26 protein-coding genes are annotated in these 24,789 nt (G+C 70.2%); 10 read left to right on the top strand and 16 right to left on the bottom strand.

Annotated features, from left to right (window positions below):
• Positions 1 to 31: 31 nt before the first annotated feature.
• The 4 genes from PSQ40_RS21010 to purU all read right to left on the bottom strand — a co-directional run bounded on the left by PSQ40_RS21010 (position 32) and on the right by purU (position 4,692).
• Positions 32 to 871, bottom strand: coding sequence for an esterase/lipase family protein (locus tag PSQ40_RS21010; RefSeq protein ID WP_273953857.1), 840 nt, complete (start codon positions 869 to 871; stop codon positions 32 to 34).
• Complete coding sequence (locus tag PSQ40_RS21005; RefSeq protein WP_273953856.1) at positions 868 to 2,577, bottom strand: AMP-binding protein; 1,710 nt, start codon at positions 2,575 to 2,577, stop codon at positions 868 to 870. The genes PSQ40_RS21010 and PSQ40_RS21005 overlap by 4 nt, the downstream gene beginning before the upstream one ends.
• 353 nt (positions 2,578 to 2,930) lie before the next feature.
• Positions 2,931 to 3,824, bottom strand: coding sequence for a LysR substrate-binding domain-containing protein (locus tag PSQ40_RS21000; RefSeq protein WP_273953855.1), 894 nt, complete (start codon positions 3,822 to 3,824; stop codon positions 2,931 to 2,933).
• A gap of 19 nt (positions 3,825 to 3,843) precedes the next feature.
• Positions 3,844 to 4,692: a formyltetrahydrofolate deformylase gene (purU, locus tag PSQ40_RS20995; RefSeq protein WP_273953854.1), complete on the bottom strand. Its 849-nt coding sequence runs from the start codon at positions 4,690 to 4,692 to the stop codon at positions 3,844 to 3,846.
• Positions 4,693 to 4,758: 66 nt separating this feature from the next.
• On the opposite strand from purU, the gene PSQ40_RS20990 reads away from it, so the two are divergent.
• Positions 4,759 to 5,307 carry a hemerythrin domain-containing protein gene (locus PSQ40_RS20990; protein ID WP_273953853.1) on the top strand — a complete coding sequence of 183 codons (549 nt, stop codon included), beginning with the start codon at positions 4,759 to 4,761 and terminating at the stop codon, positions 5,305 to 5,307.
• Positions 5,308 to 5,378: 71 nt separating this feature from the next.
• Here PSQ40_RS20990 and PSQ40_RS20985 read toward each other — a convergent pair whose 3' ends face one another.
• A complete protein-coding gene (locus tag PSQ40_RS20985) occupies positions 5,379 to 6,563 on the bottom strand; it encodes an NAD(P)-binding domain-containing protein (protein ID WP_273953851.1) in 1,185 nt (394 codons plus the stop codon).
• A 190-nt stretch (positions 6,564 to 6,753) separates the two neighbouring features.
• On the opposite strand from PSQ40_RS20985, the gene PSQ40_RS20980 reads away from it, so the two are divergent.
• Positions 6,754 to 8,004 carry an ATP-grasp domain-containing protein gene (locus PSQ40_RS20980; protein ID WP_273953850.1) on the top strand — a complete coding sequence of 417 codons (1,251 nt, stop codon included), beginning with the start codon at positions 6,754 to 6,756 and terminating at the stop codon, positions 8,002 to 8,004.
• Positions 8,005 to 8,086: 82 nt separating this feature from the next.
• Here the strand turns inward: PSQ40_RS20980 and PSQ40_RS20975 are convergent, their stop codons facing one another.
• Positions 8,087 to 8,956, bottom strand: a complete 870-nt coding sequence (locus tag PSQ40_RS20975) for a ChaN family lipoprotein (RefSeq protein ID WP_273953849.1) — start codon at positions 8,954 to 8,956, stop codon at positions 8,087 to 8,089.
• A gap of 58 nt (positions 8,957 to 9,014) precedes the next feature.
• On the opposite strand from PSQ40_RS20975, the gene PSQ40_RS20970 reads away from it, so the two are divergent.
• The gene (locus tag PSQ40_RS20970; protein ID WP_273953848.1) at positions 9,015 to 10,097 is read left to right on the top strand and encodes an AbrB family transcriptional regulator; all 1,083 of its coding nucleotides are present in this window, start codon (positions 9,015 to 9,017) and stop codon (positions 10,095 to 10,097) included.
• Between the two features lie 78 nt (positions 10,098 to 10,175).
• Here PSQ40_RS20970 and PSQ40_RS20965 read toward each other — a convergent pair whose 3' ends face one another.
• From PSQ40_RS20965 to PSQ40_RS20955, 3 genes are all read right to left on the bottom strand, one after another.
• The gene (locus PSQ40_RS20965) at positions 10,176 to 10,460 is read right to left on the bottom strand and encodes a BTH_I0359 family protein (RefSeq protein WP_273953847.1); all 285 of its coding nucleotides are present in this window, start codon (positions 10,458 to 10,460) and stop codon (positions 10,176 to 10,178) included.
• Between the two features lie 142 nt (positions 10,461 to 10,602).
• The gene (locus tag PSQ40_RS20960; RefSeq protein WP_273953846.1) at positions 10,603 to 11,754 is read right to left on the bottom strand and encodes a DUF3108 domain-containing protein; all 1,152 of its coding nucleotides are present in this window, start codon (positions 11,752 to 11,754) and stop codon (positions 10,603 to 10,605) included.
• Positions 11,755 to 11,789: 35 nt separating this feature from the next.
• Positions 11,790 to 12,569 carry an IclR family transcriptional regulator gene (locus PSQ40_RS20955; protein ID WP_273953845.1) on the bottom strand — a complete coding sequence of 260 codons (780 nt, stop codon included), beginning with the start codon at positions 12,567 to 12,569 and terminating at the stop codon, positions 11,790 to 11,792.
• Between the two features lie 120 nt (positions 12,570 to 12,689).
• Between PSQ40_RS20955 and PSQ40_RS20950 the strand changes: the two genes are divergently transcribed.
• Positions 12,690 to 13,703: a fumarylacetoacetate hydrolase family protein gene (locus PSQ40_RS20950; RefSeq protein WP_273953844.1), complete on the top strand. Its 1,014-nt coding sequence runs from the start codon at positions 12,690 to 12,692 to the stop codon at positions 13,701 to 13,703.
• 267 nt (positions 13,704 to 13,970) lie between these two features.
• The gene (locus PSQ40_RS20945) at positions 13,971 to 15,002 is read left to right on the top strand and encodes an alpha/beta hydrolase family protein (RefSeq protein ID WP_273953842.1); all 1,032 of its coding nucleotides are present in this window, start codon (positions 13,971 to 13,973) and stop codon (positions 15,000 to 15,002) included.
• Between the two features lie 126 nt (positions 15,003 to 15,128).
• On the opposite strand, the gene PSQ40_RS20940 is transcribed toward PSQ40_RS20945, so the two are convergent.
• The 6 genes from PSQ40_RS20940 to PSQ40_RS20915 form a co-directional block, all read right to left on the bottom strand.
• The gene (locus PSQ40_RS20940) at positions 15,129 to 15,734 is read right to left on the bottom strand and encodes a MarC family protein (protein WP_273953841.1); all 606 of its coding nucleotides are present in this window, start codon (positions 15,732 to 15,734) and stop codon (positions 15,129 to 15,131) included.
• 7 nt (positions 15,735 to 15,741) lie between these two features.
• Positions 15,742 to 16,155 (bottom strand): VOC family protein, encoded by a 414-nt coding sequence (locus PSQ40_RS20935; protein WP_273953840.1) that lies wholly within the window; start codon positions 16,153 to 16,155, stop codon positions 15,742 to 15,744.
• 66 nt (positions 16,156 to 16,221) lie between these two features.
• On the bottom strand, positions 16,222 to 17,202 hold the full coding sequence (locus PSQ40_RS20930; RefSeq protein WP_273953839.1) for a patatin-like phospholipase family protein: 981 nt from the start codon (positions 17,200 to 17,202) through the stop codon (positions 16,222 to 16,224).
• Positions 17,199 to 17,825, bottom strand: coding sequence for an OmpA family protein (locus tag PSQ40_RS20925; RefSeq protein WP_273953838.1), 627 nt, complete (start codon positions 17,823 to 17,825; stop codon positions 17,199 to 17,201). Before PSQ40_RS20925 ends, PSQ40_RS20930 begins: the two co-directional genes overlap by 4 nt.
• 252 nt (positions 17,826 to 18,077) lie before the next feature.
• Positions 18,078 to 18,458, bottom strand: coding sequence for a hypothetical protein (locus PSQ40_RS20920; protein ID WP_273953837.1), 381 nt, complete (start codon positions 18,456 to 18,458; stop codon positions 18,078 to 18,080).
• 84 nt (positions 18,459 to 18,542) lie between these two features.
• Positions 18,543 to 18,908 (bottom strand): TraR/DksA family transcriptional regulator, encoded by a 366-nt coding sequence (locus tag PSQ40_RS20915; RefSeq protein WP_273953836.1) that lies wholly within the window; start codon positions 18,906 to 18,908, stop codon positions 18,543 to 18,545.
• A gap of 221 nt (positions 18,909 to 19,129) precedes the next feature.
• Here PSQ40_RS20915 and PSQ40_RS20910 point away from each other — a divergent pair, with 221 nt between their 5' ends.
• On the top strand, positions 19,130 to 19,948 hold the full coding sequence (locus PSQ40_RS20910) for an enoyl-CoA hydratase/isomerase family protein (protein ID WP_273953835.1): 819 nt from the start codon (positions 19,130 to 19,132) through the stop codon (positions 19,946 to 19,948).
• Positions 19,949 to 19,990: 42 nt separating this feature from the next.
• Here PSQ40_RS20910 and PSQ40_RS20905 read toward each other — a convergent pair whose 3' ends face one another.
• Positions 19,991 to 20,638, bottom strand: coding sequence for a glutathione S-transferase (locus PSQ40_RS20905; RefSeq protein WP_273953834.1), 648 nt, complete (start codon positions 20,636 to 20,638; stop codon positions 19,991 to 19,993).
• A gap of 112 nt (positions 20,639 to 20,750) precedes the next feature.
• On the opposite strand from PSQ40_RS20905, the gene PSQ40_RS20900 reads away from it, so the two are divergent.
• From PSQ40_RS20900 to PSQ40_RS20885, 4 genes are all read left to right on the top strand, one after another.
• Positions 20,751 to 21,113, top strand: coding sequence for a DUF2946 domain-containing protein (locus PSQ40_RS20900; RefSeq protein ID WP_273953833.1), 363 nt, complete (start codon positions 20,751 to 20,753; stop codon positions 21,111 to 21,113).
• 114 nt (positions 21,114 to 21,227) lie between these two features.
• On the top strand, positions 21,228 to 21,818 hold the full coding sequence (locus tag PSQ40_RS20895) for a cyclic nucleotide-binding domain-containing protein (RefSeq protein WP_273953832.1): 591 nt from the start codon (positions 21,228 to 21,230) through the stop codon (positions 21,816 to 21,818).
• A gap of 52 nt (positions 21,819 to 21,870) precedes the next feature.
• A complete protein-coding gene (locus PSQ40_RS20890) occupies positions 21,871 to 22,227 on the top strand; it encodes a DUF2946 family protein (protein WP_273953831.1) in 357 nt (118 codons plus the stop codon).
• Between the two features lie 76 nt (positions 22,228 to 22,303).
• Complete coding sequence (locus PSQ40_RS20885) at positions 22,304 to 24,739, top strand: TonB-dependent receptor (protein ID WP_273953830.1); 2,436 nt, start codon at positions 22,304 to 22,306, stop codon at positions 24,737 to 24,739.
• Positions 24,740 to 24,789 lie beyond the last annotated feature (50 nt).

Raw genomic sequence — 24,789 nt, 5'->3', positions numbered from 1 at the left:
GGGCGGGTCGGTGGTGGCGGACGAGGGCAGGTCAGGGCTCGGTCTGCGGCGGCAAGGGCTGGGCCGGGGACTTGCCGCGGAACAGAAAGCGGCGCAGCCCCGCGGGCTTGAAGTGCGCCCACTGGCCTTCGGCCTGGGCCAGGCGGTCGCCGATCACGTACCAGACCAGCGGGTTGATGCCCAGGCCCAGGTGGCTGGCGCTGTTGACCTCGACGTTGTCGGTCAGCGGGCTGCTGTACTCCACCGAGGCGCCCCAACCCACCACGCTGTCGGTGCGGGTGTAGATCGAGGTGCAGGGCACGGGCGGTGGGCGGTGGCCCCGCACCTCGTCGGCCTGGGCTTCCGACAGCTCAGGGTTCAGGGCCTTGAACAGGTGCCAGACCCACGGGTTGGCCGCCTGTCCCGGTGTGCCATACAGGGGGCTGCCCAGGCTGATCACCTGGCGGCTCAGCTCGGGCTGGTCGCGGGCCAGCTCCCGGGCGAACACGCCGCCCAGGCTCCAGCCGATCAGGCTGACCCGGCGGCCGGACTCCGCATGCAGTTGCTGCAGGCGCTCATTCAAGCGCGGCCTGACGTGGGCGCGGGGGCCGGTGTTGATGCCCAGGCCCCAGCCACGCGCGTCGTAGCCCAGTTGCTGGAGAAACTGCCGCAAGGGCCAGGTGGAGGCGTCTCCCGCCATCAGGCCGGGCAGCACCATCACCGGGTGCCCGTCGCCGGGCGGCAGGCTGGCGCGCAGGCAGGGCCAGGCCAGGGGCAGGCTCAGGCCTTCGAGCAGGGCCCGTCCCTCCAGCAGGGCCAGGGCCATGGGGGGGCGGGTGCCGGGCGGGCGGGTGAACATCCAGGGGGTGAGGCTCATCAGGGGGCTGTTCATGGGGTGGGTCGTTGGGCGGTGGCCGCTGCCAGTTCGTCGAGCAGCATCCGTTTGGACAACTTGCCCACGGCGGTCTTGGGCAGGTCGATGCGCAGCTCCATGGCGTGCACCATCTCGTGCTTGCCCAGCCGGTCTTTGAGGAAGTCCTGCAGCTCCTGGAGGCTGAGTTCGGCCACCGCGTTGAGCAGCTTGATGAAGGCCTTGGGCGACTGGCCCCGGTAGGGGTCGTCGATGCCGATCACGATCACCTCCTGCACCAGGGGGTGGGCGTAGATGGCTTCTTCGATCAGGCGGGGGTAGACGTTGAAGCCGCCGCACAGCAGCATGTCCTTGGTGCGGTCGACGATGTAGAGGAAGCCGTCCTCGTCCATGGTGCCGACGTCGCCGGTGCGCAGAAAGCCGTCTTCAGTGAAGAACTCGGCGTGCTCGGCTTCTTTTTGCCAGTAGTCGGGCATGACGTTGGGGCCGGTGATGACGATCTCGCCGGCCTGCCCGGGTGGGCTGGGCCGGTTGGGGTCGTCGAGGTCGCGGAACTCGATCACCACGCCGGGCGCCGGGATGCCGCAGGAGCCGGGTTTGCGCGGACCGCTGGTGGGGGTGAAGGTGCCCAGCGCGCTGGTCTCCGACATGCCCCAGCCCTCGGACAGCGTGCAGCCCGTGAGGCTTTCAAAGCGCCGCAGCAGCTCGATGGGCAGGGGCGCGCCGCCTGAGCCACAGGTCTTGAGGCTGCGCAGATCAAAGTCCGCGACATTGGGCTGGCTCACCAGGGCGGTGAACATGGTGGGCACGCCCGGGAAGCAGGTGATGTGCTTTTCGGCGATGTCGCGCAGGATCTGCTGCGGGTCGAACTTCATGACCAGCACCAGTTCGGCCCCGATCCGCGCGCCCATCAGCACCGTGACCACCATGGCGTAGACATGGAACATGGGCAGGGCCACCAGGATGCGCTCGCAGCCTTCTTGCAGCAGGGTGCCGCCCATGGCGGTGAAGTGCGTGGCCTGCGAGGTGGCCGCGCTGAGGTTGGCGTGGGTCAGGATGGCGCCCTTCGGGAAACCCGTGGTGCCGCCGGTGTACTGCAGCACCGCGATGTGCTGGTGGGCTTCGCTGTCGGGGAAGCTGGGCACCGTGCCGCTGTGCGCCAGCAGGTGCTGAAACGACACCTGGCCGGCCCTGGGCGGGCTGGCGCTGAGCTGCCCCGCGGTCGCGAGCTGCGCCTGCACCTGGTCCGGGTGGGCCGAGAACTCCCCGACCTGCCCCACCACCAGGTGGCGCAAGGGGTGCACGCCGGTCAGGTTGGGCACCTTGTCGTACAGGCTGGCGAGGTCCAGCGTGATCATGACCTGGGTCTGGCTGTCCTCGATCTTGTGGGCGATGGTGTTGGCCGCGTCCAGCGGCGAGTAGTTCACCACCGTGCCGCCGGCTTTGAGGATGGCGAAAAAGCTGATCACGTACTGGGGCGTGTTGGGCAGCAGCAGGCCCACATGCACGCCAGGCCCCACGCCCAGGGCGCGCAGCCCCACGGTCATGCGGTCCACCAGCTCTCCCAGCTCGGCGAAGTGGATCGTTCGGCCCATGAAGCTGAGGGCGCTTTTCTCAGGCCAGTTGGTGCGGGCCCGGTCCAGCAGGCGCTCCACGCGTTCGATGGTGAGGGGCGTGTCCCACCGTGTGCCGGGGGGGTAGGACTTGACCCAGGGGAAAGTGCTCATGGTGGTCTCCTGCGTTGTTGGCATGGCGCCCCACGAACAGGGGAGAAGATTGGCGCCACATCAGAGCGCTAATTTCAGCTGCTGAGCGCGGCGTTCTTGTCGCCAAAGACACAGAAAACGGTAAGTGTTTGAGGGGACTTGTAGTGAGCTGTCACGCCCCTCAGTGGGCGGTCGGCCGTGCGCGCCGAATGGTGTGTGCCGCACCGCGGCGCGGTGCCCCAGGGCCTCGGTTTCATCGGCGTGTCACGCCGACGGTCATGCGGCCTGTCAGCGCGGGCGCCGTGACCGGCAAGCCCACCCCAGTCCCCGATCCCGTGCGGGGCGGGGCCACCCGGTGTCCCCGCCGTGCGCTGTCACAGCAAGGACTTGCGCAGCCACTCGGCAAAGGCCGCGCACTCCCAGCGGTCCATGGTGCCGGTGCGCCAGCACAGGTAGTGGGCGTGGGGGCTGGGCACGTTGCGCTCGCTGAGGCGCACCAGCGAGCCCGCCTCGAGCCAGGGGCGGCCCAGCTTGAGCCGCACCAGGGCCACGCCCATGCCCACCGAGGCGGCGTCGCACATCAGGCCGACATCGTTGAACTGCGAGCCTTCGGCGGGCTCGGGCCAGTCCAGGTGGTGGGCGGCGAACCAGGTGCGCCAGGGCTCCAGCGGGCTGCGCAGCAGGGGCAGGCCTTCCAGGTCCTCGGGCCGCTCAAAGGGACCGTGCTCGCGCAGGAAGGCGGGCGACACCAGCGGTGTCACATCGTCGCCCGCGAGCTTGATGTGCTCGAGGTCGGCGTAGCGCCCCGGGCCGAAGCGCACGATCAGGTCGGCGTCCTCGGCGATCACGTCGAGCAGCGGGATCGACACATGCAGGGCCAGGTCGATCTCGGGGTAGGCTTCGGTGAACTGGCGCAGGCGCGGGATCAGGATCGAGCGCGCAAAGGTCGGCGTCACCGCCAGCTTGAGCTTGCGCTTGCCGGTCGGGCCCTGGGTGCCCGGGAACTTTTGCAGCGCCTCCAGCCCTTCGCGCACATGGGCCAGGTACTCGCTGCCCTCGGTGGTCAGCGAGAAATCAGCGCGCCCGAACAGCTTGGTGCCAATGATCTGCTCGAGCTGGCGCACCCGGTGGCTGACCGCGCTGGGGGTCACGCACAGCTCTTCGGCCGCCTGGGTCACGCTGCGCAGCCGGGCCAGGGCCTCGAAGGTCAGCAGGCACTGGATCGGCGGAATCCGCTGTGCGCTGACGGGGCTGTTGCGCTCGTCCATGGCGGTCGGGGGGATCGGCTTACTTGAAGATCACGGTCTTGTGGCCGTTCAGCAGCACGCGGTGCTCGCTGTGCCATTTGACGGCGCGGGCCAGCACCTGGCTTTCGGTGTCGCGGCCCAGGGCGGTCAGGTCTTCCACCGTGCGGCTGTGGTCCACGCGGGCCACGTCCTGCTCGATGATCGGGCCCTCGTCGAGGTCGGCGGTCACGTAGTGCGCGGTGGCACCGATCAGCTTCACGCCACGGTCGTGCGCCTGGTAATAGGGCTTGGCGCCCTTGAAGCTGGGCAGGAAGCTGTGGTGGATGTTGATCGCGCGGCCGGCCAGCTTGCGGCACAGGTCGTCGCTGAGGATCTGCATGTAGCGCGCCAGCACCACCAGTTCGGCGCCTTCGGCTTCGATGATCTCGTACTGGCGGGCTTCGGCCTGGGCCTTGGTCGCGGCCGTCACCGGGATGTGGTGGAAGGGCACGTTGTAGCTGGCGGCCAGCTGGTAGAACTCGCGGTGGTTGCTGATGATGGCGCGGATGTCCAGCGGCAGCAGGCCCGACTTCCAGCGGAACAGCAGGTCGTTCAGGCAGTGGCCTTCCTTGCTGACCATCAGCACGGTCTTGACGGGCTCAGCGGTCGCATGCAGGCTCCACTTCATGCCGAAATCGGTGGCCAGGCCACCGAGCTTGGCCTTGAGTTCGTCGAAACTCAGGCCGTCGCAGGCGAACTGCACCCGCATGAAAAACAGACCGGTGTCGTGGTCGTTGTACTGGGCCGCTTCCTCGATGTTGCCGCCTTGCTCCAGCAGGAAGCCGGAGACAGCATGCACGATCCCCGTGCGGTCGGGGCAGGACAGGGTGAGAATGTAGGCTTTGGTCATAACCCCCGGATTGTCGCAGCACTCGGTCCCCACCGCGGCTGACGGCTTTTTCGTCCGGCTTACCCGATGGTGTCGCCCCTCGTTCTGCACGCCCCACCCGCGGTGGGATTTGAGGCTCCGTTCGAGATGCTCGGGGCCTGCCATGAGCGCGTCGAGCGCACGCTGCGCCTGCTCGAGCGGCTGGCCCGGCACCTGCATGCACGGGGCGACGTGGGCCCCGCCCAGTCGGCGGCGCGCGACATCCTGCGCTACTTTGACCTGGCCGCACCGCTGCACCACGAGGACGAAGAAAAGCATGTGTTCCCGCCGCTGATCGCAGGCCCCGACCCCGAGGTGGCGGCGCTGGCGCTGGCCCTGCAGCAAGAGCACCAGCAGCTGGCGCAGGCCTGGCAGGCGCTGCGGTTGGACCTGCAGCAGGTGCTGCAGGCCACCCAGCCCTGGCCCGCGTCCGAGGCGCCCACCCGGTCTTGGCAGGGCTTTGCCGACCAGTACCGCGCGCATTTGCAACGCGAGGATCAGCTGGTGTACCCGGTGGCCCAGGCCCTGCTCGATGCCCCGACCTGTGCGCTGATGGGGCAGGAGATGGCCGCGCGGCGTGGCCAGCGGCCGGCCTGAGGCGCGCGCGGCAGCGCTTTGGCCGGCCTGGTCCGGCGGCGGTGCGGCGGGCCCGTGACCGGGCAGGCCCATCAGCCCAGGTGGCGGGCCAGGTGCTTGGCCGTGAAATCCGCGCCGTAGGCAAAGCGCAGCAGCGGGCCAAAGCTGTTGGCGGCCAGGGCGCCGACAAAGTACAGCCCCGGCACCGAACTTTGGAAGTGCCGGTCCAGCACCGGGGTGTGGTGGACCTGACGCACCGCGTCGCGCAGCTCCGGGTCCAGGTAGGCCAGGCGCGCCAGGTTGGCGCGGTAGCCGGTGGCGGCGATCACATGGTCGACCACCAGGTCGTGGGTCTGCCCCTGCGTGTGGCGGAAATGCAGGCGCAGCCGGTCACCTTCGGGCTCGGCGCTTTGCAGCGTGAAGCCTGGTTTGAGCGTCACCTTGCCCACCACCTTGTCGCGCACGAACCAGCCGGGGGCCGGGCCCAGGTGGCGGGCCACGGCGCGCAGCCGCAGCGACTGGGGCATGGCATGGAACACGCGCGGTGCGTAGGCGCAGAGGTAAGACTTCCAGCCCGGCCCCAGCCCCGAGTCCGGCTGGCGCAGGCGCTGCCACAGGCTGCGCGGGCCGTTCGGCGGGTTGTGAAAGCGCACCGGGCGGCGCGAGATCAGGTGGGTGCGGGCCCCGCCGTCCTGCAGCAGGGCGGCGGTGTCACCGGCCGAGGCCCCGCTGCCCAGCACCGCCACCTCCTGCCCGGCAAAGCGGCTCAGGTCGGTGTGCTGGCCGCTGTGGCTGACCAGGTGGGTCGGCAGGCCCTGCAGCGGCTCGGGCAGGTAGGCGAAGGGCGCGATGCCGGTGGCCACCACGACCCGCCGGGCCAGCGCGATGTCGCCACTGCTCAGGCTGAGGGCGAAACCCTGCGGATGGCGGCTCAGGTGCTGCACTTCGGTGGGCTCGAGAAAAGGCACGCAGCGGCGTTGGAACGCCTGCCCGTAGGCGCAGAACTGCTCCAGCGTCACCGGCAGGCCCATGTCGGCGTAGGGCTCGCCGTTTTCGGCGCACCAAGTCTTGAGCGTGTAGTGGCCGGTGGGCTCGGACAGGCTGGACGCGAAGCCATCGGACTTGAGCAACATGCCGCGCGGCATGTGCTCGCGCCAGAACCGCATCGGACGCCCGAAGATGCGCACCTTCACGCCGCGTCCCGCCAGGTGCGCGGCCAAGGACAAGCCATAGGGCCCTGCGCCCACGATGGCCACGTCGACAACTGTTGGATGCATGCGTTCTCCCACTGATTTGGATCCGAGCTGCTGTGGGCCATGCTGGTGAACAGCCCGTCACCGAGGCGCCCCCGGACGCCGGTTCCGGGGAGCATCGGTCTCTATAATTTTGGGATCGCATTTTTACATGCCTGTTGTGCGCCCTGGTGGGGCGCACGCCACAGACGGGCGTGCCACCGGAGAACGTTTTTTGAGCTTGCGGAAACCGGCCGTTCTGCTGGTCACCAGCAAATGGTGGCCCTCCTCAGCCCGCATGGCTCTGGCGCTGTTGCAGCACGGCTGTCGGGTCGACGTGCTCTCGCCGCCCGGTCACCCGGTGTTGCGTGTGCCCGGTCTGGGGCGCTGCTGGCGTTACAGCCCACTGGATTCATTGGGCAGCCTGCGCTCGGTGCTGGGCCAGGGGCGTGACCACGAGCTCATCGTGCCCTGCGACGACGGCGTGGTGGCCCAGTTGCTGACCCTGTGCGCCCAGGTGCCCGCCTTGCGCGGCCTGATCGAGAAATCCATCGCCCCCCTGGCCAGCCACGAGCTGCTGCTGAGCCGCCACCGCCTGCTCAACCTGGCCCGCGAGCTGGGCTTGCGCGTGCCCGAGACCCGTGCGCTGCGGGGCCCGCTCGATGTGCAGGCCTGGTTCGATGAGGGGCATGAGCACGCGGTGCTCAAGCGCGACCTCAGCTGCGGCGGCTCCGGGGTGCGCATGCTGCACTCGCAAGGCGAGGGGCCGGCCGCCTGGCGTTCGCTGAGCCGGCAAGGCCAGACCGGGCCGCTGCTGCGCCAGTGGCTGGTCGAGCGCGACCCGCTGGCCTGGTGGAGCCGGCGCCAGCCGGGCGCTCAGGCGATCAGCCTGCAGCAGTACATCGAGGGCCAGCCCGCCAACACCATGATGCTGTGCTGGCGCGGTGAGCTGCAGGCCCTGGTCTCGGTGGCGGTGGTCGAAACCCGCGGCGCCACCGGCCACGCCACGGTGGTGCGCCGGGTGCACCACGAGGCCATGGCCGAGGCCGCGCGGCGCCTGTGCCAGCGCCTGCGCCTCTCTGGCTTCCATGGCCTGGACTTCATCCTGCAAGCCGGCACCGGCGAGCCCTGGCTGATCGAGTTCAACCCGCGCTGCACCCAGCTCGGCCACATGGCCTGGCCCGGCCAGCCCAGCCTGGCGGCGGTGCTGGCCGCGCAGCTGCGCGGGGTGGCGGTGCCGAGCCCGCGGCAGGTCTTGCCCGAAGACCTGGTGTCGCTGTTCCCGCAGCGCCCACTGGGCGCGGCCCTGGGGCACCACGACGTGCCCAGCGACCAGCCCGCCCTGGTGCAGGCTTTGTCCGACGTCAGCTGGCCGCAGCGCCAGTGGACTTACCGCTGCTACAACGCCCTGCGCCCGGCCCGGCCCAGCGAGCTGGTGATGCATGAGGCCCTGAGCCCTGCGGCCCCGGCGCCCCTGAGTCCGTGACCCCCTGATCGGGGGCCTTCGCGCCGGAGGCGGCTCCACGAGCTGGCCGGGGCTTGGGGCGTGTGGGGCGTGTGGGGCGCCCTCAGGACGGTGGCAGCATGGTCTGGCGCAGCTCCGCGCAGTGGTCGCGCTCAGGGCCAGGGGGGCTGACCCAGATCTGGTCGGCCTCGGCCGGGCGTTCGCCGGAACTCAGTTCTTGCAACAAGGCGCTGCCGTTGGTGGTGGCGATCAGCACCTTTACGCGCAAGGTCGACGGCGGCGATTCGGGCAGGTGCACCGGGATGCCCATCGACCGCAGCACATGGCCGGCACCGGCCAGCAGCACCACGGTGCGGTCCTGGGGGCGGTCAATCTTGAGCAGGGCCTGCGCCATGGCCAGGTCGCGCGCGATCTGGATGCGCGTCATGGGCGCCACCTGGGCCTCGGCCAGCAGGTCGCAGTGGCCGCTGCGGATGGCTTGGCGCTGGCGCTCCAGCGCGGCCGGGGTCAGGCGCAGGTCCAGGCTGATGTCCTTCATGGCGGCGCGCTGGCGGTCGCGCGGCAGGTTGACCCCGATCACTGGCACGCCAAACTCCACCGCCGCCATGATCGGGCCCTCGTAGTCGGCCCAGGGCCAGGCGGCGTCGTTCCAGCCCAGCTTGGCCTTCACCTGCGAGGCGTTGGCCTGGCGCGGCAGGCCTTCGGTGCTGCGGCCTTGCTCGACCATTTCAAGGGCCAGCGCGGCCAGCCGCCCCTGCACCCCCAGGATCTCGACCACCTGGCGTTCCAGTTGGTGGTGGGCCGGCACGTCGTGTTGTTCACCGATCAGCAACAGGTCGGCAGGCAGCACCGCCGACAACTGCCCCGCCGGCAGCCGGGGGGGGCCGGCGCAGGCCGACAGGGTGGCCGTGATGAACAGGCAGGCCAGCCATGCCGCGACACGAGGGCGGAGGCGTGGAAACAAAGCAGGCATGCGCGGATACTAGCGCGACTGTCCGGCGCCGGTGGCGTGCCGGTCCGATCCCATTCCCATGCGTCTGTCTTTTCTTCCCCAACGCCCGTGGCATGTGCTGGGCACCCTGGTGCTGGCGGGTTTGAGCGCGCTGCTGTTTGCGCACTGGCACATCCCGCTGCCCTGGATGCTGGGGCCGCTGTTGTCGGTGGCGGTGGCCTGCATGGCCGGGGCCCCGGCGGTCAGCCATGCGCCCCTGCGCAACCTGGGCCAATGGACGATCGCGGCCGCGCTGGGTTTGTATTTCACGCCCGAGGTCACCGCCCTGGTGCTCAGCCTGTGGTGGGCGATTGCGCTGTGCGTGCTGTGGGCGCTGCTGCTGGGCTGGGGCTTTGGCCAGTGGCTGACGTACCGGCACCGGCCGGAGCTCAGCGCGCTTGGCGAAGGGCGGCTGCGCGCCACCACCTACTTTGCGGCCGCGATTGGCGGCGCCTCCGAGATGACCTTGCTGGCCGAGCGGGCCCACGCGCGCACCGACCTGGTGGCGCTGGCGCACAGCCTGCGCCTGGTGATCGTCACCGTGCTGATTCCGTTCGCGCTGACCTTCAGCGGCCTGCATGGGCTGGACAGCCTGCCGCAGAGCCAACGCCAGGTCGACTGGGTCGGCTTGGGCTGGCTGGCGCTGGCCACCGGGGCCGGGGCCTGGGTGATGCGGGCGCTGGGCCGCGCCAACCCCTGGTTTCTGGGCTCGCTGGTGGTGTCCAGCGGGCTGACCATGGCCGGCATCGGCTGGTCTGCCTTGCCGGTCTGGATGTCCAACACCGCCCAGTTGCTGATCGGGGTCAGCCTGGGCGTGCGCTTCATGCCGGGGTTCTGGCGCAGCGCGCCACGCTGGATGGCGTCAGTCGTCCTGGGCACCCTGGTGATGGTGGCTTTGTGCGCGGCTTGGGCCGCCGGGCTGGCCTGGTGCACTGGCCTGCACCCGGCCACGCTGGTGCTGGGCACCTCACCGGGCGGCATCGCCGAGATGGCCATCACCGCCAAGGTGCTGAAGCTGGGGGTGCCGGTGGTGACGGCGTTCCAGGTCTGTCGGCTGGTGGCCGTGCTGCTGCTGGCCGAGCCGGTGTTCCGCTGGCTGTACGGGCGGGCCCCCGCACCGTGAGCCGCTGGCGGGGCGCGGCGCCGCGGGTGACGTGACCCTGACGTGGCCTGACGTCACCTGGGCTGAACCGCCGCCGGCTCAGTGCACCAGCACCGGGTTTTGGGCCAGGCCGGCGTAGCGCTCCAGGGTGTCCTCGACCTCTTCCTCGGTCGGCGCGTTGAGCTGCCAACGCAGCACGATCTGCTGGAACATCTCGGCCCAGGAGCCATCGAGGTAAACCTCTTTGCCTGAGCGCTTGTCGACGATCTCAAAGCCGTGCCGGCGCAGCTGTGGCCCTGGCTCGCTGCTGCCGTCGGTGGGCGGCACCGCATCGGCCAGCATGTGCACCACCACGAAGGCGTCAGAGTCATAAAGCATTTGCATGGCGTGGGTTCCTTTGAGTTGCCATGTTAATTGGCAACGGATGGCTCAGTTTCAAGAGGCCCCATGGGCCGGGGGGCCGCCCAGGTGGGCCGCAGCGCGGGCCGGGCGCTGGCGCCATGATGGGGGGCTGGGCGGGGTGGCTTCAGGGCGCGCTGACGCCGCTGAGTTGCTGGTCCACGTAGTCGCCATTGGCCTGCGTGATGCGGATGCGCGCAGGCAGGTAGTGGATGCCCGGCGCCAGCCACAGCTCGACACGGGTGTCGAACTCGGCGCGCGGGGCGCGCGTCAGCTTGAGCGTGTCCATCGGCCCCTGGCTCAGGCGCAGGGATTCGGGGCCATCGACGTTGAAGACCCAGGTCTCGGCGTCGCGCGGGCCCACGGTGGGCAGGCTGATGCGCGTGCCGGGTGGGTACTGCGCCGGGTCGGCCGCCACCAGCGAAGCCAGTTGCATGAACACGCTGAGCCGGTCCTGCATGCCGGGCAGCAGCACCGCGTCGGGCGTGTTGGCGCTGAAGGTCACCTTGCCCTGCTCGGCATTGAAGTGGGCCGCCTGCTCGTTGCGCACCTTGTCGCCAAAGCGGCGCGGCGCCAGGCCGCTCGGGGTCAGGCTGCCTTGGCTGGTCTGGCTGCGGCCCCCGATCAAGAACAACCGGATCGAGGCCTGCGCCTCGTACTGCTGGCCGTCGTGGCTCCAGCGCATCTCGCCGTTGGCCTGGTAGGGCAGGCGTTTGACTTCAGCGCTGACCTCGTAGCTGAGGCGGATCGGGGGCGGCACCTTGATGGCCGCCGGCCGGGCCTCGGTGGGCGGGCTGGTGTCGGTGACCTGGGGCGGGGCGCTGCCCATCGGGCCGGTGACAAAGGGCGCTGCGGCGTCCTGGCTGGGCCCTTCCGGTGCCTGGGCCGGCGCCTCGCTGTCGGTGCCTGCCGTCAGCGCCGGGGCGGCCAAGGCGGCCTCTTGCAAGGCGGGGGGACCGCCATCGGGGCCCGGGGTGTCCACCGGGCGTGGTCGGCTGGCGGCTTGGGCGCGGGGCCGGGGGGGCCGCTGAGGGGGGGCGTTGCTGGCCGCGCGCGGGGCTTGGGCCTGGGGGGCTGGTGCGTCGATGCGGCGGGTGTTGAACACCGCACCGGTGGCCGGGTTCAGCGGGGGGCGGTGGGCGTCGGTGATCCCGAACAGCGCATCGCCGCCCCACAGCAGCAGCGTGTGCACCCCGAGCACGGCCGCGACCAGGCCCAGCATCACCGGGCGGGACGGGCCGACGCGCGCGGGCGGCGGGGGGGCGAGGGCGGCGGGCACGGCGTGGGGCGTTGGGCGTCGGTCTGGGCTGGGGCTCAGCCGGGGTGGCCCAGGTCGGCGGACAGCTGCCGGGCCGCCTCGCGCAGGGGTTGTTCCACGGCGCCGTCCCAGGCCGGGTCGAAGCTGGCCACCGAGCCCAAGGTGGTGATGCCCAGCACCAGGTGCCCGTCGGCGTCGAACACCGGCGCACAGAAGGCCACGATGCCCGGCAACACGGTGTCCACCACGCGGGCCATGCCGCGCGTGCGCACCTCTTGCAGCACGGCCTCCACCTCGGCGGCGGTGCGGGGCAGGTCGGTGCGCTTGAGCTTCTGGGCCCGGGCCAGTTCGTCCTGCAGCAGCGGTGCGATGGCCTCGGGCGCCAGGTGGGCCGCAAAGCAGCGCCCGGTGGCCGACGACAGCAGCGGCATCACATCGCCCAGGCGCAGGTTGGCGGTCACCGATTGGGGGGATTCCTCCCAGTGCACCAGGGTCGGGCCGCGGTTGCCCCAGACGGCCAGCGCCAGGGTGTGGCCGATGCGGTCCATCAGCGCGGGCATGCGTTCGCGTGCCAGGCGCACCGCGTCCAGCCGCGACAGCGCGGCCAGGCCCAGCTTCAGGGCCGCCGGCCCGAGGTCGTAACGCGTGCTGCGCGGGTCTTGCACCACCAGGCCCAGGCGCTGAAAACTCACCAGGTAGCGGTGCGCTTTGGCGGCACTCATGCCCGCATCGGCGGCCAGGTCGCGCAGCATCAGCGGGCCTGCCGATCGGGTCAGGGCCTCCAGCAGGGCGAAGCCCACTTCCACCGATTGAATGCCTGCACGCGTCTTGTCCATCTGCACTAGAATCCGCTGGTTTTTCGTTTAGTTAAACCAATTTAACTATTCGTAATTGCGCTGGTTCAGCCCCACGCTGGCCCACGCCACTGCCCACCTTTTGCTGGAGCTTTGCTTCCCATGAAACTCGCCACCTACAAAGACGGTTCACGCGACGGCCAACTCGTTGTGGTCTCGCGCGATCTGAGCACCGCGCATTATGCGACCGGCATTGCCAGCCGCCTGCAGCAGGTGCTGGACGACTGGAACTTCCTGTCGCCCCAGCTGCAAGACCTGTCCGACCAGCTCAACCAGGGCAAGGCGCGCCATGCGTTTGCCTTTGATCCGCAGCAGTGCATGGCGCCGCTGCCCCGCGCCTACCAGTGGGCCGATGGCTCGGCCTACCTCAACCACGTCGAGCTGGTGCGCAAGGCGCGCAACGCCGAGGTGCCCGCCACGTTCTACAGCGACCCGCTGATGTACCAGGGCGGCAGCGACGACTTCATCGGTCCGCGCGACGACGTGGTGGTGCCCAGCGAGGCCTTTGGCATCGACTTCGAGGCCGAGATCGCCGTCATCACCGGTGACGTGCCGATGGGCACGCCGCCCGACCGCGCGCTGGACGGCATCCGCTTGGTCATGCTGGCCAACGATGTGTCCTTGCGCCACCTGATCCCGGCCGAGCTGGCCAAGGGCTTTGGCTTCTTCCAGAGCAAGCCGGCCACCGCCTTCAGCCCGGTGGCGGTGACGCTCGACGAACTGGGCAGCGCCTGGGACCAGGGCCGCCTGCACCTGCCGCTGCAGTCGGTCTGGAACGGCCGCCAGGTCGGCCTGTGCGACGCCGGCCCGGAGATGACCTTCCACTTCGGCCAGCTGATCGCCCACATCTGCAAGACCCGCAATGTGCGCGCTGGCTCCATCGTGGGCAGCGGCACGGTCAGCAACCAGGGCGAGACCGACGCCCAGGGCCGCACCCATTGGCCCAAGGGCTACAGCTGCATCGCCGAGCAGCGCTGCATTGAAACCATCCAGAGCGGCCAGCCGGTGACCGAGTTCATGAAGTTCGGTGACACCATCCGCATCGAGATGAAGGGCCCGGACGGCCGCAGCGTGTTTGGCGCCATCGAGCAGAAGATCGTCGAATCGGCGGCCTGATCTCCCCGGCTTCGGGCTGCGGGGTTCCCGCGCCACCCGGCGCGCTGCCAGGGCGGGGCTCACGCGCCTTCCCCCTGGCCCCCAGCCTCGGGGGCCCTTACCGACACCGCCCCGCGCAGGCGCAGTCACTTCACCGCCGCCGTGCCGCGTTTCGCGCTGGCCTGGCGCGGTTTGGTCGCAAAGCCCCAGACGCGCGGGGGCGAACTTCCTAAATTCAGTGCCAAGGCCCCCGCCCGGGGGGCCGTTCCAACACTTCAGGAGGTTCCCATGTCGATTCAACGTTCTCTCTCGGGCCTGGCCCGTCCGGCCCTTCGCGCTCTGGGTGCGCTGGCGCTGCTGGCGGCGGTGGGCTCGGCACAGGCTTTCCAGGCCGGCTTTCGCACCCTGACCGTGGCCGGGCCGGACGCCATCCCCGTCGCGCTGTTCTACCCGACCGAGGCCCCTGCCCGCACCGTGCCCATGGGCCCGTGGTCGCCCCAGGTGGCGCCGGGCGCCCCGGCGGTGGCACGCTTCAAGGGCTTGATCCTGCTGTCGCACGGCACCGGCGGCAGCGAGATCGGCCACCACAACCTGACCAGCCGCCTGGCCCAGGAAGGCTACCTGGTGGCCGCCCCGCGCCACCCGCACGACGACTGGCAAGACCGCAGCCTGGTGCGCTCGGGTCAGTACTTTGGTGAACGCGCACGCCAGGCCAGCCGGGTGTTGGACGCGGTGCTGGCCGACCCGGCCTGGGCCGAGCGCATTCCCGCCGGCCGCATTGGCGCGCTGGGCCATTCGGCGGGCGGTTACACCGTGCTGGCGCTGGCCGTCGGGGCGGCCGAGCCGGCCCGTGCCGGGGCCCATTGCCGCACCGTGCGCGACGACCCCGGGTTTTGCCAGCTGGGTCAGTTGAGCGCACCGGGCGCTGCCGCCGCCGCGGCCGCCGAGCCCCCGCGCGAGGGCCCGGTGCAGGTCGGCGACCCCCGTGTGCGCGCGGTGCTCGCGATGGCCCCGGTGGGCGTGGTGTTTGCGCCCGAGGCGCTGGGCCAGGTGCGCCGCCCTGTGAAGGTCTACACCGCTGAACACGACGCCGTGCTGAACAACCGCTACCACGGTCAGTACGTCGCCGGGGCGGTGCCGGGGGCGCAGTCGGAGACTGTGCCGGGGGCCGGCCACTTTGCCTTCATGGCGGCACCGCAGATGTCGCTGCGCTCGGACGCCGGCGACCCGGGTGAAGACCCGGCGGGCTTTGACCGCGCCGCCTTCCAGGCCCGCCTGGCCAACGAGGTGGTCGAGTTCTTCAACCGCAGCCTGCCCTGAGGCCCCGGGCCCCCGGCCTGGGGGCCTCGAGCCGCGACGGGATGCGGCTGGGCGCGACCGGGGGACCCGGCTGGTGCCGGGTGGTGCCGATTGGTGTCGGGTGGTACCGGGCCCGGCCGGGCGGGGTCAGCCGTGCAGCAGTTGCGGCACCAGCACCTTGAGTCCGCGCAGCGCCATCTCGACCGAGATGGCCACCAGCACCAGGCCCATCAGGCGCTCAAACGCCAGCACCACGCGTTCCCCGATCAGGCGCTGGATGCGTTCGGCCAGCAGCAGCACCACGGCGCAGACAACCATCGTCACGCACAGGGCGCCGACCCACTCCAGCCGCCGCTCGGGCGCTTGCGACACCAGCAGCAGCACGGTGGCCAGTGCCGACGGCCCGGCCAGCGCCGGGATGGCCAGGGGCACGATCAGGGGCTCGCCCGCGGGCAGGGCGCCGTTGTCATGGTGGCTCGGAAACACCATGCGCAAGGCGATCAGGAACAGCACCACCGCGCCCGCCAGTTGCAGAGCCAGGTCACTGAGGTTCATCTGGCGCAGAAAGCCTTCACCAAAGAACATGAAGGCCAGCAGCAGGCCAAACGCGATCAGCACTTCGCGCACGATCACCACCGGGCGCCGCGCCGGGGGCACATCGCGCAGGGCGTTGGCAAACAGGGGGATGTTGCCCAGCGGATCGGTGATCAGCAGCAGCAAGATGGTGGCGGAGGTGAAGGTGTAGCCGGTCACGGGGTGCTCACGCCTGGTAGACGGTGTCCAACGACTCGAAGCCCTTGACCTCGATCGGGTTGCCAAAGGGGTCGCAGAAGAACATGGTCCACTGCTCGCCGGGCTGGCCTGCAAAGCGCAGTTGCGGCGGCAGCACGAACTCGGTGCCCGCCGCCTGCAGGCGGTCGGCCAGCGCTTGCCAGTCGGGGCGCTCCAGGATCACGCCCAGATGCGGCATCGGCACCAGGTGGTCGCCCACGTGGCCGGTGCGCTCGGTCTTGAAGGGCGTGCCCAGGTGCAGCGAGATCTGGTGGTTGAAGAAGTCGAAGTCGACCCAGGTGTCGGTGCTGCGGCCTTCGCGGCAGCCCATCACGCCGCCGTAGAAGCGGCGCGCAGCGTCCAGGTCGGTGACGTTGAAGGCAAGGTGAAACAGGCTTTTCATGCGCCAAAGCATAGCAGCGCAGGCCGTCTGTCGGGGGGCGCCGCCGCCCTGCCGGGCCGCGCGCGCTCAGGTCTTGCGCGCGCGCCCGGGCAGGCGCCTGGCCAGTTCGGCCAGGCTGGCCCGTCCCGCCTCGTAACCGGCCTGGATCAGCTCTTTGCGGGCGTTGAAGTCGGTGCTGCTGAAGCGCGCGGTGTCGGGCCGGATCAGCAGGTCGGCCTGCTGGGCCTCGAGCTGGGTGATGGCGCGGCCCATGATCTCAAACGATTGCAAGATCACCTCGTACAACCCGGCCCCGGTCGCGTTGCGCGGTTGGGCCCCCACGTCCAGCGCGATGACGAACTGGGCTCCCAGGGCGCGCGCCTGCCGCACCGGCAGCGGGCTGACCAGGCCGCCGTCCACCAGCTCCACGCCCTGCACCACGGCGGGCACAAACACCCCCGGGATCGCGCAGGAGGCGCGCACCGCCAGCCCCGTGTCGCCGCTGCGCAGGGCCGCCACCTCGCCACTGGCGAGCTGCGTGGCCACCGCACAAAAGGGCAGGCGCAGGCGCTCGATGGGCTGCTGGCGCAGGTACTCGTTGACCAGGCGTTGCAAGGCCTCGCCCGCGAACATGCCGCGCTTGTTGGCCGAGTTCAGGTCGGCCACATCGAGGTCGCGCACCTTGAGCGCCACCTCTTCAATCTGCCACGGGCTGAAGCCCGCCGCGTAAAACGCCCCGACCAGGGCGCCGGCGCTGGTGCCGGCCACCACATCGGCGCGGTACCCGGCCTCGTCCAGCGCCTTGAGCACCCCGATGTGCGAGAAGCCCCGGGCCGAGCCGCCGCCCAGCGCCAGGCCCAGGCGCAGCGGGGCGCCGCCCGGGGGGGCCGACTGCACCCGGCCGCTGGCGGTGTGCGACTTGTTGGGGGCGGGCCCGCCGGAGACCGGGGCCGCGGGCGTGGTCGTGGTTTGCGCCTGCGCGCTGGGGGACAGCCACTGGCTGCCCGCGGCCAGCGCGGCTCCCAGGGCCAGCCGGCGGCCAGGGGTGGGCGGCAGTGGTCGCGTCATGGCGTCGGGGCGGGCCGCACCAGGCCGCGCTCGATCAGGGACTTGAGTTGGTCCCAGGCCGACTCGAAGGCATTGGGGGCCTCGCCGCGGGTGATCTGCTCCACCTTTTCGTCGAGGATCAGCACCTCCACACGCCGGTTCAGGCGGCGCCCGTCCTCGGTGGCGTTGGAGGCCACCGGGCGCTTGAAGGAATAGCCCACGGTGCTGAGCCGTGCGGCCGGCACGCCAAGGTCCTGCAAGGCGCGGCGCACGGTTTGCGCGCGGGCTTCGGACAGGGCCTGGTTGGTGGCGGGCGAGCCGGTGTTGTCGGTGTGCCCTTCCAGCACCACGGGGCGGTCGGTCTTGGTCAGCAGCAGCGTGCTGATGCGCTGCAGGTAGGGGCCGGACTCGGCCGGGTTCAGCGTCGACTGGCCCAGCTCGAACAGGGCCGCGCTGGGCAGGAAGATCTGCACGCCTCGCTCGGACTGCGCGATCGGCAGGGTCGGGCCGCTGTAGCGCGCAACGACGGGGGCCGCGGGCGGAGGATCGGCCGGCGGCGGGCTTTGGCAGGCCAGCAAGGTGGCGCAGAGCAGGGGCACAGCGAGCCGCAGGGCGGCCCGTTGGCGGGGGAATGGGGTGGGCATGGCGTGGGCGCAGGGCGGGTCAGAAAGCGGCGGATTATGAAAAACAAAGGCCGCCAGCGACCACCGGTCACGGAATCGAGATGAACGGAAGCGTGATTTTTGGCGCACAAAGCCGGGCGGCGACCCTCGCCCGCGGCGCAAAAAAAGGCCCGGCCCCGCGGGGCGCGGGCCGGGCCGAGGCCCCGGATCAGGCCTCGAATCAGGTGCCGGGGCCCCCCGCACCGGGGGTGACCCCGGGCAGGCCGGGGGTGTTCAAGCCGCGGTGGTGGCCGGGTCGGCGGCGCGCTGGTCGAACTTCTTGAAGTACTGGCGTGCCAGGGCCACCAGTTGGGGGTCGCTTGGGTGGTCGGCGCTCAGCGAGTCGACGATCAGCGCGGCCACCGCCTTTTGGTGCAGCTGGCACCAGTCGCGGAAGGCATTGCGGGTCAGGCCCGGGCCGGTCAGCAGCACCTCGTGGGTGCCCCCCAGCGCGGTGGCGATGGCCGCGAAATACGCGACATCGTCGCTGCTCTTGCCTTGGTGCTTGTGGTGGCTGCGCGACTTGATGCGCTGGGCTTCAACGTGCTCGCGGTCGAACATCAGCACATGGGCTTCGGAGTGGTCGAGCCAGACAACGGCGTGGTAGGTGCTCATGGGTTTCCTTTGACAAAAAAAGCGGGACTGAAGATCGGACCGCAGCGGCCGGGGCCGTCGGTCCAGCGTGGGGGCCGCTGGCCCTCAGGCGGGGTGCGCGTGTTCCAGCGCCTCCTGGCAGGCGATGCAGCGTTCGGCCTCGGGGGCCGCGTGCAGGCGCGCCGCCGGGATGTCGACGCCGCAGGCCGTGCACTCGCCGTAACGGCCGTCCTGGATGCGTTGCAGGGCGGCGTCGATGGCTGCGATTTCGGAGATCTCGCGCTCATCGAGCGCGTAGGCCAGTTCGCGCTCGGTGGCCGACTGGGCGCGCGATTCCTCAGGCTGCGGTGCGCGGCCCAAGGCGTTGGCCCGGTCCACCAGGCCGCCCCGTTGCTGGGCCAGTTGGTCCAGCAGCGAGGCGCGTTGGGCTTGCAGTTGCTCGCGGTAGGGGGTGGTCAGGTGGGGGTGCATGGCGAAGGCCCTTTCGGTGGTGGGTGGGGCGCGCGGGGCCCGGTGGGGCGCCACGCGGCAGGGATGGCACGGCTTCATGATCTGCCTCGGCTGCGGGCCCGTGTTTGATCCCGCGCAAGGTCGGTGCGGGGTCCCGACCTAGGGACTGTTCCGCTGTTCCTGGGGGCGGTGGCGCACCACAATTTGAGGCTGTACGCCCCTTTCAACCCAGGAGACACCGCATGACCTCACCCTCGCGTTTTGACGACGCCTACGCACGCTACACGACGCTGCGCATCCAGCGCCGGGGGGCCGGCGGCTCGGTGCTGGACGTGCAAATGCGGGCGCTGAACGGCAAGCTGCCGACCGCTGACACCGACGGCCACCGCGAGCTGGCCGAGATCTGGCGTGACGCCGCGGCCGATGAGCAGGTGCGGGTGGTGGTGTTGCGTGGCGAAGCCGGCGGCTTCTCGGGCGGTGGCGACCTCGCCATGGTCGAGCAAATGAGCCAGGACGATGCGACCCGGGTGCGGGTCTGGAAAGAGGCCCGCGACCTGGTCTACAACTTGGTCAATTGCGACAAGCCCATCGTCAGCGCCCTGCACGGGCCCGCCGTGGGGGCGGGCCTGGTGGCGGGTTTGCTGGCCGATGTGTCGATCGCGGCCCGCACCGCGCGCATCGTGGACGGCCACACCAAGCTCGGCGTGGCCGCCGGGGACCACGCGGCCATGGTCTGGCCGCTGTTGTGTGGGCTGGCCAAGGCCAAATACCACCTGCTGCTGTGCGAGCCGCTGTCGGGCGAGGAGGCCGAGCGCATCGGCCTGGTGTCGCTGGCGGTCGATGAGGCCGACCTGCTGCCGCGCGCCTACGAGGTCGCCGATCGCCTGGCCAGCGGCAGCCAGAATGCGATTCGCTGGACCAAGTACGCGCTCAACAACTGGCTGCGCCAGGCCGGGCCCACCTTCGACGCCTCGCTGGCGCTGGAGTTCATGGGCTTTGCGGGCCCCGATGTGCGCGAGGGCATCGCCGCCCTGCGCGAGCGCCGACCGGCCCGCTTCTGACCCGGGGCCGGGGCTGGCGCCGCCCCCTGGCGGGGGCTGGGTTCACTTCTTGTTGCGCGCCATCATCAGGGCGGTGTTGGCCTTGCGGTCGGCGTTGATCCTTTGCACATGGGGGCGTTCGCCCAGGCGCTTGAGGTAGTCGCGCACCGGCAGGTGCTCCAGGAAGTCGCGCCCAAAAACGACCTTGGTCGCGCCGCTGATCAGGGGCAGGTGCACCACCGCCGCGCAGTCGGCCAGGGTGAACTGATCGCCGGCAATGAAGGGCTGGTCAAACTGCGTCAGGCGGGCCAGGCCGGCGATGTTTTTCTCGAGCTGGGCGGCGGTCTTGGCGCGCGTGCCCTCGCTGACCTGACCGCCGAAGAAGGCCTGCGGGTAGACCTGGCGTGCCACCAGTTCCAGGTGCAGTTCCAGGAAGGTGGTGAGTTCATGCACCTTGGCGGCGGCATAGGGGTCGGCGGGCAGCAGCGGGTGCTCGGGGTGGCAGCGCTCCAGGTAATTCTGGATCACCTCGGACTCGCACAGCGGGCCCTGCGGGGTGCGCAGGTAGGGCACCTTGCCCAGCGGGCTGGCGCTCAGGTCCACCTCGCCAACCCAGGCCAACTCTTCTTCGAAAGGGATGCCTTTCTCGAGCAGCGCTAGCTTGACCTTGTTGTAGTAGTTACTGGCTGAAAATCCGCCAAGTTGAAGCATCGGGGGTCTCCTGTAGTGGGGGTCTGACAAAGGCCCTTGCATCCTAAGCCGGTGGGGGCATGGCGACCAGTCTCTGGTTTGACTGCGGCCAGTTTCGGCATAATCACGCTCCGTGAAAACCCTAGGTTCCCGCCCCCGCATGGCCCGCTTTGTGCTGGCCTGGTTCGTGCTTTTTGTGAGCGCGTCGGTGGCTTCGCCCCTGATCAAGCCGGTGGACCTGCAATGGGTGTGTTCGGCCCTCGGGGCCAGCCGCCTGGTGGACCGCGAGGCCGCGGGCACCGAAGACGGGGTGTCCCAGGGCCTGACCCTGGATTGCCCGGCCTGCTTGCCCGGCCTGGTGCCCGGGCCGACCCCGGGCCTGGGGCCGTGGCTCACGGCAGTGGGCCCCGCTTTGGCGCCGGCGGTACCGCCGGTGGGGGTGCATGGCGCCCGACCGACGCCGTTTGCGGCCCGGGCCCCGCCTGTGTTGTCCTGACCTGGATTGTTGGGCGGCCCCGCGAGTGCGAGCCGCCCCCCCGTCAGCCCCTGGTTTGGGCCGCCGCATGGATGCCGCGCCGGCCCGCCCCCCAGACAACACAAGGAGGTCGAGATGACCGAACAAGTTTTGCCAGACCCACAAGCCGCCCGCGCCGCTGACGCCGAAGCGCGGGCCCTGACCATGGGCGAGCGTTTGCTCGACGCCGGTCAAGCGGGCCCGGTGTGGCGGGTCACGCGTGGCGTGTTCCGCCTGGAGCGACTGAGCGACGAAGGCTGGTCGTTTGTGCAACTGGCCCTGCCCGGTGACCTGATCGGCGTCGAGGCCCTGTGCACCCAGGCCTATGCCTTTGGCGCCACCGCGGTGGTCGACAGCGAGGCCGTGCCCCTGACGCTGGAAAGCGACGCCCTGCGCCACCAGGTGCTGGCCGACGCCTTTTTGCAGCAGCAGCGCCGCAGCGCCGAGGCGGTGCGCCTGCGCAGCGGCACGGTGGCCAGCCGGGTGGACCATTTCCTGGCCACGCTGGCGCACGCCACCGGCGTCATCACCCAGCGGGTGCGCGACTGCGATCTGCCCTACCTGCGTGACATCGCCCTGATCGTGGACTCGGCCCCCGAGAGCGTGTGCCGTGCCATGGGCAGCCTGGTGGCGCCGCGCACCCGCGCCCGGCCCGCCCGCCGCAAGCTCAGCCCCTCGCTGGCCTGAGCCCCCCCCCGCGCCCGGGGAGGGCGACCTTTGCGTTGCATAATGCAAAGTAATGCAAACCTTGCGATCACTCCGAAACACCGTCCGGCTGATGCTGGCGTGTTTCCTGTTGTCGCTGGGCGTGGCCGTGGCGTCCCCGCTGGTGGCGCCCCAGGCGATGGAGCTCGTGTGCTCGTCCTCGGGGGCCATGAAGCTGTTGCAGAAGTCCGATGACGGCACCGAAGAAGTGCGCGGCCACACCCTCGACTGCCCCTTGTGCGCCGCTTTGGGCGCCCCGGTCGAGCTGCCGCGCAGCGTGGTGCCCATGGTGCAGCCGCTGGGCCATGTGCTGCAAAGCATCCCGGCCGCCCGCATTGCGGCGCTCACGGCCGCCCCCTTACCGCCCCGTGGTCCCCCGCTGAACGCCTGAAAACAAACCCCTCGCCCCGGCGGGCCGGCTTGACGCTGTCCGCTTGGGGTTGGTCCCGTTTTTTTCTGGAGTTCCCATGCGCCCGAACCGCATGGCCGTGGCCCTGGCCACCGCCTTTCCCCTGGCCTCGCCTGCCGCGGCCCCGTCCCTGATCGCCTCGCGCCGCCGGCGCCGCGCCGCACCGTCGTTCCACCTCGCCTGCCTGGCCCCGCTGCTGCTCGCCGGCCTGACCCCCGCGGCCTGGGCGCAAGACGCCGCACCCAGCAAATCGCTGGGGGTGGTGACCATCCAGGGCGGTCAACCCAGTTCGCTGCCCACGCAGATCCCGACCACCATGGAGAGCGCCACGCGCGAGCAGATCCAGGAGACCATCAACGCCACCGACAGCGAAGACGCGCTCAAGTACTTCCCCAGCCTGCTGGTGCGCAAGCGCTACATCGGCGACTACAACCACGCCATCTTGTCCACCCGGGCCTCCGGCACCGGCAACAGCGCTCGCTCGATGGTCTACGCGGACGGCATCCTGCTGTCCAACCTGCTGGGCAACGGCGTGGGGGGGCTGAGCTTCCCGCCGCGCTGGGGCCTGGTCACGCCCGAGGAGATCGAGCGGGTCGACGTCATGTACGGCCCCTTCTCGGCCGCCTATGCGGGCAACTCGGTGGGCGCGGTGGTGGACTATGTGACACGCATGCCGACCCAGTTTGAAAGCCACGTTTCGGCGGGCTTTGTGGTGCAGCCCTTCAGCCTCTACAACACCCACGACACCTACCGCGCCTGGCAGACCAGCGCGTCGGTGGGCAACCGCAGTGGTGACTGGTCGTGGTGGTTCAACGTCAACCACACCGACAGCGACGGCCAGCCGCTGACCTTCGCCACCCGGTTGCTCAGTGCCGGTACCAGCGGCAGTGCGGGCACCGCGGTCAGCGGCGCCGTCCCCGGCCTCAACAACGCCAATGCGCGCTGGCTGATCCTGGGCGCGGGCACCCAGTACCACACGCGCCAGGACCACGCCAAGGCCAAGGTCGCCTATGACTTCTCGCCCACGGTGCGCGCCACCTACACGCTGGCCACCTGGCAGAACACCTCGGTCGGCACCCCGGTGTCCTACCTGCGCAATGCGGCTGGCCAGAGCGTCTACAGCGGCGCCATCCAAGTGGCCGGCACCGCCTTCTCGGGCAGCCAGGCGCTGACCGGTGGCGACTTCGTGCAAAGCCAGCAGGAAAGCCTGCATGTGATGCATGGCCTGTCCGTCAAGCGCCACACCCAGGGGGTCTGGGACTGGGAGCTCAGCGCCAGCCTCTACAACTACCAGCGCGACCAGTTGCGCCAGAACGCCGCCAGCAACCCCTTGCCGGCGGCGTCGGTGGGCGGGGCGGGCACCGTGGCCGACGGTCGCGGCACGGGCTGGAACACCCTGGCCGCGCGGGGCACTTGGCGCCCCGAGGGCGTCAAGGGCACCCACGTGTTTGACTTTGGCGTGCAGCAGGACAGCTACGAACTCAGCTACGTCACCTCCAGCATCACCGGCAACTGGCTCAGCGACCCGGGCGGCAGCCTGGCCGCCAATGTGCAGGGCAAGACCCAGTTGCGCAGCCTGTGGGGTCAGGACGTGTGGACCCTGGCCCGCGACTGGAAGGCCGTGTTGGGCCTGCGCCTGGAGCATTGGAGCGCCTACGACGGCCTGACGGCCTTCTCGGCCAGCAGCTCGCAGCGCTACGCCAAGCGCAGCGAACAGTTCGCCTCACCCAAGCTGGCGCTGTCCTACCAGTGGCGCCCCGACACCGTGCTCAAGGCCTCGCTGGGCCGCGCGGTGCGCTTCCCCACCGTGGCCGAGCTGTATGGCGCCACCTCGACCACCAACTCCCAATACATCAACGACCCCAACCTCCGGCCTGAGAAGTCATGGACCGGCGAGCTGAGCGCCGAGAAGGACCTGGGCAGCGCCCTGGCCCGCCTGACCTACTTTGCCGAGAACACCCGCGACGCGCTGTACTCGCAGTCGATCTACGACACCAACGCCAACCGCACCATCAGCCGCGTGCAGAACGTGGGCCGCATCGCCACCCAGGGTCTGGAGGCCGCCTACAGCGGGCAAGGCGTGGGCTGGCGTGAGCTGGACCTGAACGGCAGCGTGACCTACGCCCACTCGGTCATCAAGGAGAACGCGGGCTACGTCAGCACCCCGGGCGACACCCTGGGCAAGCAGCAGCCCAACATCCCCAAGTGGCGCGCCACAGCGCTGGCCACCTGGCGTTTCAACCCGCAGTGGAGCGCCAGCCTGGGCGCGCGCTACAGCGGCCCGCAGTACCGCACGCTGAACAATGCCGACGTCAACGGCTACGCCTACATGGGGGTCAGCAAGTACTTCACCACCGACCTGCGGGTGCAGTGGCGCATCAACAAGACGCTGACCGCGGCGTTCGGGATCGACAACCTGAACAACTACAAGTACTGGAACTTCCATCCCTATCCGCAGCGCAGCTACCACGCCAACCTGAGGGCCGACTTCTGATGCGGTCGACAGCGTGTTTTGGTTTCACAGAGGGGTTCACAGGGCCCAGG

Source organism: Curvibacter cyanobacteriorum, from assembly GCF_028649475.1.
Lineage (GTDB): Bacteria > Pseudomonadota > Gammaproteobacteria > Burkholderiales > Burkholderiaceae_C > Curvibacter > Curvibacter cyanobacteriorum.
This window is presented reverse-complemented; position numbering and strand designations above follow the sequence as displayed.

Excerpts from the sequence above, each read along its gene's own strand:
- PSQ40_RS20930 (WP_273953839.1), bottom strand. The coding sequence starts at position 17,202 with ATGACGCGACCACTGCCGCCCACCCCTGGCCGCCGGCTGGCCCTGGGA.
- PSQ40_RS21000 (WP_273953855.1), bottom strand. The coding sequence starts at position 3,824 with ATGGACGAGCGCAACAGCCCCGTCAGCGCACAGCGGATTCCGCCGATC.
- PSQ40_RS20915 (WP_273953836.1), bottom strand. The coding sequence starts at position 18,908 with ATGCACCCCCACCTGACCACCCCCTACCGCGAGCAACTGCAAGCCCAA.
- PSQ40_RS20970 (WP_273953848.1), top strand. The coding sequence starts at position 9,015 with ATGCGTCTGTCTTTTCTTCCCCAACGCCCGTGGCATGTGCTGGGCACC.
- purU (WP_273953854.1), bottom strand. The coding sequence starts at position 4,692 with ATGACCAAAGCCTACATTCTCACCCTGTCCTGCCCCGACCGCACGGGG.
- PSQ40_RS20910 (WP_273953835.1), top strand. The coding sequence starts at position 19,130 with ATGACCTCACCCTCGCGTTTTGACGACGCCTACGCACGCTACACGACG.
- PSQ40_RS20935 (WP_273953840.1), bottom strand. The coding sequence starts at position 16,155 with ATGAAAAGCCTGTTTCACCTTGCCTTCAACGTCACCGACCTGGACGCT.
- PSQ40_RS21005 (WP_273953856.1), bottom strand. The coding sequence starts at position 2,577 with ATGAGCACTTTCCCCTGGGTCAAGTCCTACCCCCCCGGCACACGGTGG.
- PSQ40_RS20895 (WP_273953832.1), top strand. The coding sequence starts at position 21,228 with ATGACCGAACAAGTTTTGCCAGACCCACAAGCCGCCCGCGCCGCTGAC.
- PSQ40_RS20925 (WP_273953838.1), bottom strand. The coding sequence starts at position 17,825 with ATGCCCACCCCATTCCCCCGCCAACGGGCCGCCCTGCGGCTCGCTGTG.
- PSQ40_RS20990 (WP_273953853.1), top strand. The coding sequence starts at position 4,759 with ATGGTGTCGCCCCTCGTTCTGCACGCCCCACCCGCGGTGGGATTTGAG.
- PSQ40_RS20885 (WP_273953830.1), top strand. The coding sequence starts at position 22,304 with ATGCGCCCGAACCGCATGGCCGTGGCCCTGGCCACCGCCTTTCCCCTG.
- PSQ40_RS21010 (WP_273953857.1), bottom strand. The coding sequence starts at position 871 with ATGAACAGCCCCCTGATGAGCCTCACCCCCTGGATGTTCACCCGCCCG.
- PSQ40_RS20955 (WP_273953845.1), bottom strand. The coding sequence starts at position 12,569 with ATGGACAAGACGCGTGCAGGCATTCAATCGGTGGAAGTGGGCTTCGCC.
- PSQ40_RS20975 (WP_273953849.1), bottom strand. The coding sequence starts at position 8,956 with ATGCCTGCTTTGTTTCCACGCCTCCGCCCTCGTGTCGCGGCATGGCTG.
- PSQ40_RS20950 (WP_273953844.1), top strand. The coding sequence starts at position 12,690 with ATGAAACTCGCCACCTACAAAGACGGTTCACGCGACGGCCAACTCGTT.
- PSQ40_RS20965 (WP_273953847.1), bottom strand. The coding sequence starts at position 10,460 with ATGCAAATGCTTTATGACTCTGACGCCTTCGTGGTGGTGCACATGCTG.
- PSQ40_RS20905 (WP_273953834.1), bottom strand. The coding sequence starts at position 20,638 with ATGCTTCAACTTGGCGGATTTTCAGCCAGTAACTACTACAACAAGGTC.
- PSQ40_RS20920 (WP_273953837.1), bottom strand. The coding sequence starts at position 18,458 with ATGAGCACCTACCACGCCGTTGTCTGGCTCGACCACTCCGAAGCCCAT.
- PSQ40_RS20945 (WP_273953842.1), top strand. The coding sequence starts at position 13,971 with ATGTCGATTCAACGTTCTCTCTCGGGCCTGGCCCGTCCGGCCCTTCGC.
- PSQ40_RS20985 (WP_273953851.1), bottom strand. The coding sequence starts at position 6,563 with ATGCATCCAACAGTTGTCGACGTGGCCATCGTGGGCGCAGGGCCCTAT.
- PSQ40_RS20890 (WP_273953831.1), top strand. The coding sequence starts at position 21,871 with ATGCAAACCTTGCGATCACTCCGAAACACCGTCCGGCTGATGCTGGCG.